We start from the raw sequence: 9,451 nt of genomic DNA on the forward strand, positions 1-9,451 counted from the left end.
GGTCTTGTTCGTCTTGCCCTGGCCCACCTACTTTGTGGGGGGCCGCTCCGTGGGCTGGGGGTGTCGCCCGGGCGGGGCGGTATGAGAACCCCGCGCCGGCTCCAGCCTCACTTCAGCTTCGGCATCTCCGTGCCGTAGACGTACTTTTCGAACCACGGCTGCCAGTCCTTCTGGGTGATCTCGTTGAGGATGCCCACCAGGTGGCGGGTTTCGCCGAACTGGACGTTGAAGTTGGTGGTCAGGGTGCGCAGCAAGGCGAAGAAGTAGCGGTCGCCCTGCTCGGCGCTGCCGTATTGCTTGGCGAGCTCCTGCCGCAGGGCGTGGAGTACCAGCGGCCCCTTGGCGTAGAGCAGGAACGTACGGTCGCGAAAGTCGCGGTCTTCTTTGCCGGAGAGGCGGTTGGCGAGATAGATGCTGCCGCCATCATCGATCTCCCGGGCGCGGCTCTGCCACTGGCGCAGCAGCTTGTCGAACTCGCGCTGGCCCTTCTTGCCGCCACCGCGCATCGCCTGCAGGGCGAGGGCCGCGGAGTACTCGGCGAAGCTCTCGGTCAGCCACTGCTCTTCCAGGGAGTCCATCTTGATGACGTGGCCCCACCAGCTATGGGCAACCTCGTGGACATAGCGTTCGTTGACCCCTTGAGAGAAGAAGCGGCTGGTGATGTTGCCGATCGGGTCGTAGGCCTCGCGGGTGATGAAGATCACTCCCGGGGGCGCCTGGCCGAACCCCCAGGAGTTGATTTCGACGACATTCATCTCGGTGAAGGGCAAGGGCACGCCGAAGAGCTTGCTGTAGTAGTCGGCGGCGGCGTGGAAGTTCTTCAGGAGCTGTTTCGAGGCGCGCTCCTTGCCGCCGGCGTAGGCGGCCACCGAGGCGTCGATACCGTTCATCGAGCTGGCGACCTCGGTGTACTTGCCGGCCACCACCACCGGAAACTGCATCGGCTTGTCGAGACGAGTCTTGACGCGGGAGAAACCATCCCCGGAGGTGCGCTCGACGGTCTTGCCGGAGGCGTAGGGGGTGAACGGCTGGGGAACCCGCAGCTCGATCTCGAGCTGTGAGAATTCGCCGTTCAGGGGCGGCTGTGGGTACCACGGCCAGGTGCCGAGAGACCAATAGCTGTCATTGTTCGGACGATAGGCCATGTTGCCCTGGTTCTCGACCTCGACGACCGCCGTTTGACCGGCCGAAAGCGGTTGTGGGAAGCGGATGAAGAGCTCGCCACGATCGTGCACATAGTCGGCGCTCTCGCCGTTCACCTTCACCGAGCTGACCGTGATCGGGTGCTGCTTGGAGTCGTAGAACATCCAGTTGCGCAGGCTCACTCGCCAGATGCCGAGGCCGCCTCGGGTGGCCTGCACCTCGAGCCGCGAGGAGACCTTGACCAGGCGATCCCCCGGGTTCTCGATGGTCAAGCGCGTGCTGGTGGTGACGCAGGGGGCTTGCGGACGGTCCCACCAGTTGCGACCGATGGGCTGGGCCGCCAGGTCGTAGCCGACGTAGCTGCCCTTGAAGTCCGAGCCGCCCTCGGCAGCGTTGAGGGAGTCGAGGCGATAGAGCCGTTCCTCCCGGTCGACCACTGGATCGACCACCAGGAGCCAGTCTTCGCTGCCGTGCAGCAGGGCGACCTGGCCGCCGGGCCGTCCGAGGTGGCGGAACGCCAGCAGGTTCGCTGCCGGGGATTCGAAGAACGGATCCTCGAGGGCCTTGCTGAGCCAGCTCGGCAGACTTCCAGCGCTTTCCTCCGGTGCCGTGGCTTGCTGCTTCTCGGCCTGCTCGCGGCCGAGGTCCCAGCTCCACAGCACGGCCCCCTGCAGCGCCATGGCGGCGGTCAGCCCATCGCCGTCGGCGCGCGGCGCGAGGGAAGAGGCGGTACGGAAGTTGCGGCGCGCCACCTGGGCGCTGAAGCGGTCGTCGATGGCGTAGCGGAGGTCGAAGCCGCCTGCCAACCAGACTCCCACCGGCTCGCCGGCGGCCCACAGCAGGCGCCCCTGGGCGCCTGCCTTCGGGGTGATCTTGGCGCGGCCGATCTCGAGCCCGTCGCCCCATGGGAACGGCTCTCCGACGACCGGCTCTTCGATCGCGTAGAAGGTGTTCGATAGGCTGCTGGCGGCGGCCGATCCGGTCATCAGAACCACCAGCAGAGAGAGTGCAAAGAGGGAGCGAGTCATGAGCTCTCCTTCGATCTTTATTGAGTCTCACCGGCTGCGGTCTTCGGGCAGCCGACGTCAGCTTGTGGCGTTCAACGCCTCATAAGTTTATGACGCGATAAAAAGGAGAATTCCTTGCACCGCGTGTCGAACCCGTGGCATCGGCCATGGCCATCGGGTCCGTTGCCTAGAGGAGACCGGCTTTTAGAAATGGTTGATCGCGGCGATGGCGGCGAGGTCGAGGAACTCCTCGCCTTCGACGAAGCGGGTGCGATCTTCTTCGATCAGGAACTTGAAGATCACCCGTTCGTAGCCGTCATCTCGGACCAAGGCGGCGAGATAGGGCGGCAGGCCGTCGGCGTGGTACTCCCACTCCTCGATGGTGATGCGGGTGACGGCGAAGCCCTGGGCGCGCGGCGGTCGGGCTGGGGTGAGGGCCGGTGCCGCCTGCTGGCGCAGACGGAAGACCGGTGCCGAGCCGAACAGCACCAGCACGCCACCGCGCACCGTCAAGCTGCCGCGTTGGCCGTCCTCTTCGTAGAGGCGATCGGCGGCTTCGACCCGCTGCCAGAAGGTCTCCTGGGCCGGGTTGATGCCGTCGGAGGTGTCGGGATCGCGTCGTTCCCAGAAGCGGCGAATGAAGTCGGCGGCTTCGTTGTCCGAGCGCACCTCGCGCAGGGCGCGCTCCTCGTCCGGCAGCATAAGCCAGCGTACCGGTCCTTGAGACCACTTGCGCAGGGTCTTGCGCGGCTTGGCCGTCGCCGGGGCGACGGAGAGGAAAACCAGGAGCGCCGCAACCGCCAGGGCGATCCCTCGGCCTCTCAGTTGACGCTCCCCTCGAGATCCGGCGGCGGCGCTTCGCGAATCGGGCCGTGGTTCTCCTCGTAGCGTTTGACGTTGGCTTCGAGGGCTCCGATGATGCGCTTCAGGTGTCCCGGGCTGGCGACGATCCGCGAGGTGACGATGCCCTGCGGCGGCACCAGATTGATGAAGTCGAGGATGAACTCTTCCCGCGTGTGGGTGATGCGCAGGAGGTTCGAGTACCTCCCCTTGAGCTCATCGTCGTCGATCTTGACGTTGAGACCTTGCTTCTCCTTGGCCATCGAAACCTCTCAGTCTGGGCTCGGCGGAGCCTGCGAACGGGCGGGCCGTCGAGATGTCGGCCTCTCGTCTGGTCGCGGTTTCTCGTCGCGGCTCCCGTCGGGGAGCCCGCCGGCCGCGGGCCGAGCCCCGGTGTCGAGAGGGACCTTCCTCGTTTCCGAAGCGTCTGCCGGCCGGCTCAGCCGCCGCGGCGGCTTTGCTCCTGCAAAAGCTGATTGTAGCGCTCCCGGAGCTCTTTCAGTCGACGCTGCCGAAAGTCTTCGTAGTCGACCACCTGACCAGCCTCCACGGCGTAGACCCGCGGGAACTTGGCGGCGTTGCCTTTTTCGTCGAACTGCATTGGGCCGCTGACCCCGGGAGTGCCTTCGAGGGCGCGGATTCCCTTGCGCAGCTCGCCCGGCAGGCGCCCTTTCTCGGCCAGCCCGAGGGCGAGAACGCGGAGGGCGTCATAGCCGTAGGCCGCCAGCAGCTCGGGGTCCTCGCCGTAGCGCTCGCGATAGGCCTGGCTGAAGGACTGCACCGGCGGAGCGTCGTCGGCGGGGTCGAAGACGGTGCGCGCGAAGAGCACCTTCTCGGTGCGCTCTCCTTGCACCAGCTGCGGTGCGGCGAAGGCCGACGAGGTCAGGATGAAGCCTTCGAAGCCGGCATCCCGGAGGGCCCCGACGGCGGCTTCGAGGGCGCTCCCGTTGACCGCCAGAAAGATGCCTTGGGGTGAAGCGGCGAGCAACCGCTGGGCGGCCCCCGGGAGGTCTTCCTCGGAGCTCGCGGACTCCTGGGCGACGAACTCCGCTCCCTGCCGGGTGACTTCCGTGGTGATTGCGGCCATCAGGTCCGAGGCCCCCATCTCGAGGCTCGCCAGGGGCGTCAGCTCGAGGGTCTGGGTGGCGTAATTGGCGAGCTTGGTGCCCTCGCGGAAGGCCGTCGGGCAGACACGGAAGAACCCCGGCGAGTCAGCGGCCAGGTGATCGCGGGAAGCGAACGGCGAGATCAGGATGCGCTCGCGCTCGTTGAGCACCGGCAACATGGCCTCGGCCTCGGCGGTGGTCACGCCGCCGATAGCCGCCGGGGCGCCGGCATCGAAGGCGGCGGCGAGCTGGCGGGCGGCCTGATCGGGCTGGCCGGCGCTGTCGAGCACTTCGAGGGTGATGGCCGGCGCGAGCTCGGCGGCGGCGAGCTCGATGCCGCGCAGGATCGGAGCGCCGTACATCGCGTCCGTGCCGCTGAGGGGTAAGACGACGCCGATCGGTACCGGGCGATCGCTGCTGCAGGAAGTGGTGAGGAGGGCGGCCAGGGCGGGAAGCAAAGACAGAGCGAGTACGAGCTTTCGTCCTTTCATGGTCAAGATACTCCGATATGCCGGGAGTGGATTGGCCGCCGGCTTCGCAGCCCGGCGGGCTACTCGTCGCTGCTGGATCGCCAGTGGACGCTGGCGGGAAATTCCCAGCGGTGCTCGGGGAAGTAGACCCCGACCCCGCGCTGCGGCGAGGTGACGGTGAAGCCGAGGACTCGGCGACGGTAGTCGAAGGGCACGCCGTCGCGGCTGTGCAGGGCGACGTCGAGGAAGTACTCGCCGGGCGCTAGGCGCAAGGCGGGGCAAACCACCCGCACCGTGCCGCGGCCTTCGAGGACCGATGGGTCGTAGCCGGCCAAGTCGGTGTTGGTGCCCCAGCACTCGACACCCCGCGGCGTCGAGATGGCGACGCCGAAGACGAAGTCGTCGAGCCGCTGCGGTGCCTCGAAGTCGAGCTCGATGGCGACCTCGTCGCCACTGGTCACCAGGTGGGTCTCTTGCGCTTGCGGCGAGCGCAGGCGAACGGCGGTGATCTCCGCCAGGCGCGAGCCCCAACGGCGGGGCTCGTCGTCCGATTCGGGAGTCTCCTCTTCGGCCTCCTGGCGGTGCAGGTCGGCGTCTTCTTCGGCCACTGCTTGGCGGTAGGCGTCGATCATCTGCCGCGGGTCGCCGGTGCCCTGGGGCACTCCCCCCTCGAGCCACAGGATGCGATCGCACAAGGACTCCATCAGGTCGAGGGAGTGACTGACGAAGAGCAGCGTGCGGCCGGTGGCGAGGAACTCTTCGATGCGCCGTAGGCAGCGGTGGGAGAAGGCCTCGTCGCCGACGGAGAGCACTTCGTCGACCAGCAGGATGTCGGGATCGGTGTGGATCGCCACCGAGAAGCCGAGGCGAACGTACATGCCCGAGGAGTAGTTCTTGACCGGCTCTTCGATGAAGTCTTCGAGGCCCGAGAACTCGACGATGGCGTCGAAGCGCTGCTCGATCTCGGACCGGCTGAGGCCGAGAATGGCGCCATTGATGAAGATGTTCTCGCGCCCTGAGATCTCGGGATGGAAGCCGGCGCCGAGCTCGATCAAGGCGGCGACGCGACCGTCGACGGTGATCTGGCCGGAGGATGGTTGCAGGATGCCGGCGACGATCTTGAGCAAGGTCGACTTGCCGGAGCCGTTGCCGCCGATGATGCCGAAGGCCTCCCCCGGCTGCACCGTGAAGGACACCTCGTCGAGGGCGGCGATGGCCTCGTCACGGCTCAGGTTGCGCACCAGGCTGCGGTCGAGCAAAGCGCTCTTGAGGGTCTTGAAGTGAGCTCCCGGGGCGACTCGCCGGTAGAGCTTCGAAACCCCGTCGACCCGGATGGCCGGTGCGTCGCTCATACCGCCTCCACCAGGGTCTCCCGCAGGCGATCGAAGAGCCAACAGCCGGCGATCCAGCAGATCGCGGTGGTCAAACCCATCTGGGCCCACAGGCCGAGGCTCGGAAATGTGCCCGCGAAGAGAGTCTGCTGATAGGCCAGCGTGTAGGAGGTGAAGGGGTTGAGGCGGATCAGCCACTGCAGCGCCGGAACCGGCACCGCGCTCAGCGGGTAGAGGATCGGGGCGAGGAAGAAGAGTAGCGTCAGGAGGTTGTTGAGCAGGTCGCGGACGTCCTTGAAGTGGACGTTGAGGGCCGCCAGGGCCAGCACCAGGCCGGAGACCATCGGCAGCTGCAGGAGGATCACGACCGGCGCCAGCAGCATGCTCCAGCCCCCGAGCTGGTGGCCCATGGCGGTGCCGATGGCGAGGGCCGCCAGCAGGATCGGAATCGCCAGCAGAAAGTGCACCAGATTCGAGAGCACCGCCACCATCGGCAGGATCTCGACCGGAAAGACCGCCTTGCGCAGCATGCCGGAGTTGGAGAGCAGCGAAAGGGTGCCTTCGAGAAGCGATCCCGAGACCCAGATCCAGGGAAACAGGCCGGTGATCAGGAAGAGGGCGTAGGGTTCGATCTCGCCGCCGATGGGGCGTTGGAAGACGTAGCCGAAGACGAAGCTGTAGACCGCCAGCAGCAGCAGCGGATTGACCAGCGACCAGAAGAATCCCAGCACCGAGCCGCGGTAGCGGGCCTTGAGGTCGCGCACCGTCAGGGTGGCGAGCAGGCCTCGGTGGCGAAAGAGCTGAAGGGCGGGCTGGATCATTGCGGTGGGGAGAGGGGCGGCGGGAAAAGGGGCGGTGAGGCGGAGACCGGAGGTCGGTCGGTGGCGCGGGGCGCGGTGGGCATGGCGCCGTGCCGGCGAAGGTTCGTGGGCGCAATCTCGAACCGCCCTCCGGCGGTTGCCGAGGGCGGCTCTGGAAGCCGGGGGGCGCGTCGGGCCCCCCGGAAAATCACCGACTCCGGCTAGCCGGTGTTCTGGCGGCGAGCCTCCTCGCGCTGGCGCCGCTTGATCTCCTCCATGCGCCTCTTGAGCTCTTCGAGGCGCTCCTTGGTGCGCTTCTCGAAGTCGACGAGCTGGCCACCTTCGAAGGCATAGACGCGCGGGAACTTGCCGACGTCACCCTTCTCGTCGAACTGAATGGCTCCGCTGGCGCCGGTGAAATCGCTCAGAGAGCGCATCCCCTTCTGAAACTCGTTCGGCAGGCGACCACCATTCTGCAGGGCGGAGGCCAACACACCGAGGGCGTCGTAGGCCTGGGCCGCGAAGACGTTGGGCAGCTCACCGTACTTCTCCTGGTAGGCGACGACGAAGTTCTTCACTGCCGGGTCGTCGCTGGCGACGTCGAAGACGCTCTGGGTGAGCAGCACGTTCTCGGCCTTGGCGCCGAGATTCTCGAAGACGCCCGGGGCGTTCAGGGCGTGAGTGGTGAGGATGCGGCCCTTGAAGCCCTTGTCGCGGATCTCGGAGATGATGCCGGCGATCTCGAAGGCATAGTCGGCGACGTAGACGGCCTGCGGCTCGAAGGCCAGCACCTCGTCGATGAAGGGCTCGAACTCGGTGGTCCCGGAGGGGTACTCCACCACCCCCGGTACCTCGCCCCCGTAGCGCTCGAACTCGGACTTGAAGACGTCCTGGATGCCGCGAGCGTAGGGCGACTCGGCGGCGATGATGGCGACTTTGGTGAGCTGCAGCCCCTGGGCCGCGTAGTTGCCCATCTTGGCGCCTTCGCGGAAGTCCGACGGCGCCACGCGGTAGAAGGTTCGCGAAATGCCGGTCAGCCGTGGCGAGGTCGCCGACGGCGAAATCAGCACCCGGTCCTTCTTGTCCACCACCGGAATCATCGCCAGAGCCTCCGCGGTGGTGACGCCACCGACGGCGGCCAAGGCGCCCTCCGCGTAGAGCGCCTCGAGGACGGCGGCGGCATTCTCGGCATTGCTCTCGGAGTCGCGGATGTCGAGCTCGATCGCAACCGTCTGGGCGGGATCCTGGGCCAGCTGTTCGGCGGCCAGCTCGACGCCCTTGCGGATGGGATCGCCGTACACCTCCCACTGCCCGGTCAAGGGCAGAACCGCGCCAATCTTGACGGGCTTGTCCTGATTGCACGCGCTGAACATCAGGGCGGCGGCGGAGAAGGCAAGGAAAGTCTTGAATTTGCGAGTCATAGCTCGAATCACCCCGGTCGTTCGATGGTCCTCTGGGTACTGAGCTTTTTGTAACGCAGCCCTCCGATGGGTGTCAAGGCGGGGCCCGATCCCGTTACCCACGCCGGGGCACCTTCGGAGGCCTTGTCTTGGGCTCTGGGAGAACCGTCCACAGCGCCTTAGAATGGGGCGATGAGCGACTCGAAGAAGCTGAACGTGCGCTGCCCCGACTGCGACTGTGACCTGGTGATCGACGCCGCCACCGGCGAGATCCTGTCTCACCGGCCGGCGAAGCGGCCGCCGGCCGGCGGCGCCTCCTTCGAAGACCTCCTTGCCGGCATCGATCGCGGCAAGGAGCGGGCCGAAGAGGTCTTCGAGCGCGAGAAGGCCGCCATGGCGGACCGCGACCGCCTGCTCGAAGAAAAGTTCAAAGAGGCCCTCAAGCGCGCCGAGGAGGACCCCGACGACGGCCCCCCGCAGCGCCCCTTCGACCTCGACTAGCAGGTTGCTGAAAAACTCATCGACAACCTGCTCCCGGGCCCGAGAGGGCTCGGCGGCGGCAAGGCCGCCGCGATGGGAGAGGAGGCCCAAGAACCGCGCTTCTTGGGCCGGAGCGGGACGCGCAGTCAGGGGCGCGTAGCCCCTCTCGGAAAAAACAGCTAGCAGCGCTGGAAAAGCCGCAAGGCGGACTTTTTCAGCAACCTGCTAGCAGCTGCTTTTTGCAGTTCTTCTTCTGGTGGTCCTACTGGCGGTAGCCATTCAATCCGCATCAGGGGCAAAGAAAAAGAAGTGGTTCACCGGCTCGACGACGAAAAAGAAGACCAGCGTCATCAAGTCCACGCCGAAGAAGGTACTCCAGCCCGGCTACGGGAAGTCGGTGTACGGCAGGGTCGCCAAGCCTAAGACGTCTCTCTACTACAAGAGCCACGTAGGGCCAAGCCGAGTCCTGAGCAACAGCTACAATGGCTTCGGTATGGGCGTCGGTGCCGGCCTGACCGCCGGCTACGGCACCGGCCTCCTCTCCAAGCCGATCGGCTCGCAGTTCGCTAACTTCAGCTACGACTACATTCACGAGAACCAGACGTACTGGAAGCAGTCGAGCCCGATCAAGTGCTACGGCGCCAACACGACCACCATCCTCGAGTTGAAGAGTACCTACCAGGAGATCGAGATCGAGGAGACGGAGGCCAACTGCACCGCGGCGGACGACGTGTGCTTCGCTACGGTGTCGGTCACACAAGCAGTCTTTAACACAGCAGGATCTTCAACTGTAAGCGAGGGCCTATGGGTTAATGAAACTGGCACCAGCTAGCCAAGGCTCTGGCAGCCTGGCTATCGAACTATCGAAGTGCAA

At 66.1% G+C, this 9,451-nt stretch carries 9 protein-coding genes; 2 read left to right on the forward strand and 7 right to left on the reverse strand.

Annotated features, from left to right (window positions below; genetic code table 11):
* Window positions 1–107: 107 nt before the first annotated feature.
* The 7 genes from AAF604_24370 to AAF604_24400 all read right to left on the reverse strand — a co-directional run bounded on the left by AAF604_24370 (window position 108) and on the right by AAF604_24400 (window position 8,118).
* The gene (locus tag AAF604_24370; GenBank protein MEM7052819.1) at window positions 108–2,171 is read right to left on the reverse strand and encodes a M1 family aminopeptidase; all 2,064 of its coding nucleotides are present in this window, start codon (window positions 2,169–2,171) and stop codon (window positions 108–110) included.
* A gap of 183 nt (window positions 2,172–2,354) precedes the next feature.
* Window positions 2,355–2,975 (reverse strand): GWxTD domain-containing protein, encoded by a 621-nt coding sequence (locus AAF604_24375; protein ID MEM7052820.1) that lies wholly within the window; start codon window positions 2,973–2,975, stop codon window positions 2,355–2,357.
* Window positions 2,972–3,253: a DUF3467 domain-containing protein gene (locus AAF604_24380; protein MEM7052821.1), complete on the reverse strand. Its 282-nt coding sequence runs from the start codon at window positions 3,251–3,253 to the stop codon at window positions 2,972–2,974. The genes AAF604_24375 and AAF604_24380 overlap by 4 nt, the downstream gene beginning before the upstream one ends.
* A 176-nt stretch (window positions 3,254–3,429) precedes the next feature.
* Window positions 3,430–4,587 carry an ABC transporter substrate-binding protein gene (locus AAF604_24385; protein ID MEM7052822.1) on the reverse strand — a complete coding sequence of 386 codons (1,158 nt, stop codon included), beginning with the start codon at window positions 4,585–4,587 and terminating at the stop codon, window positions 3,430–3,432.
* A 59-nt stretch (window positions 4,588–4,646) separates the two neighbouring features.
* On the reverse strand, window positions 4,647–5,918 hold the full coding sequence (locus tag AAF604_24390; protein ID MEM7052823.1) for an ABC transporter ATP-binding protein: 1,272 nt from the start codon (window positions 5,916–5,918) through the stop codon (window positions 4,647–4,649).
* Entirely contained in the window at window positions 5,915–6,718 is an 804-nt protein-coding gene (locus AAF604_24395; GenBank protein ID MEM7052824.1) for an ABC transporter permease, read from the reverse strand. The genes AAF604_24390 and AAF604_24395 overlap by 4 nt, the downstream gene beginning before the upstream one ends.
* Window positions 6,719–6,918: 200 nt before the next feature.
* A complete protein-coding gene (locus tag AAF604_24400; protein MEM7052825.1) occupies window positions 6,919–8,118 on the reverse strand; it encodes an ABC transporter substrate-binding protein in 1,200 nt (399 codons plus the stop codon).
* A 171-nt stretch (window positions 8,119–8,289) separates the two neighbouring features.
* Here AAF604_24400 and AAF604_24405 point away from each other — a divergent pair, with 171 nt between their 5' ends.
* Both AAF604_24405 and AAF604_24410 read left to right on the forward strand, forming a co-directional pair.
* Window positions 8,290–8,598 carry a hypothetical protein gene (locus tag AAF604_24405; GenBank protein ID MEM7052826.1) on the forward strand — a complete coding sequence of 103 codons (309 nt, stop codon included), beginning with the start codon at window positions 8,290–8,292 and terminating at the stop codon, window positions 8,596–8,598.
* A 235-nt stretch (window positions 8,599–8,833) separates the two neighbouring features.
* Entirely contained in the window at window positions 8,834–9,409 is a 576-nt protein-coding gene (locus AAF604_24410; protein ID MEM7052827.1) for a hypothetical protein, read from the forward strand.
* Window positions 9,410–9,451 lie beyond the last annotated feature (42 nt).

Source organism: Acidobacteriota bacterium, from assembly GCA_039028635.1.
Lineage (GTDB): Bacteria > Acidobacteriota > Thermoanaerobaculia > Multivoradales > JBCCEF01 > JBCCEF01.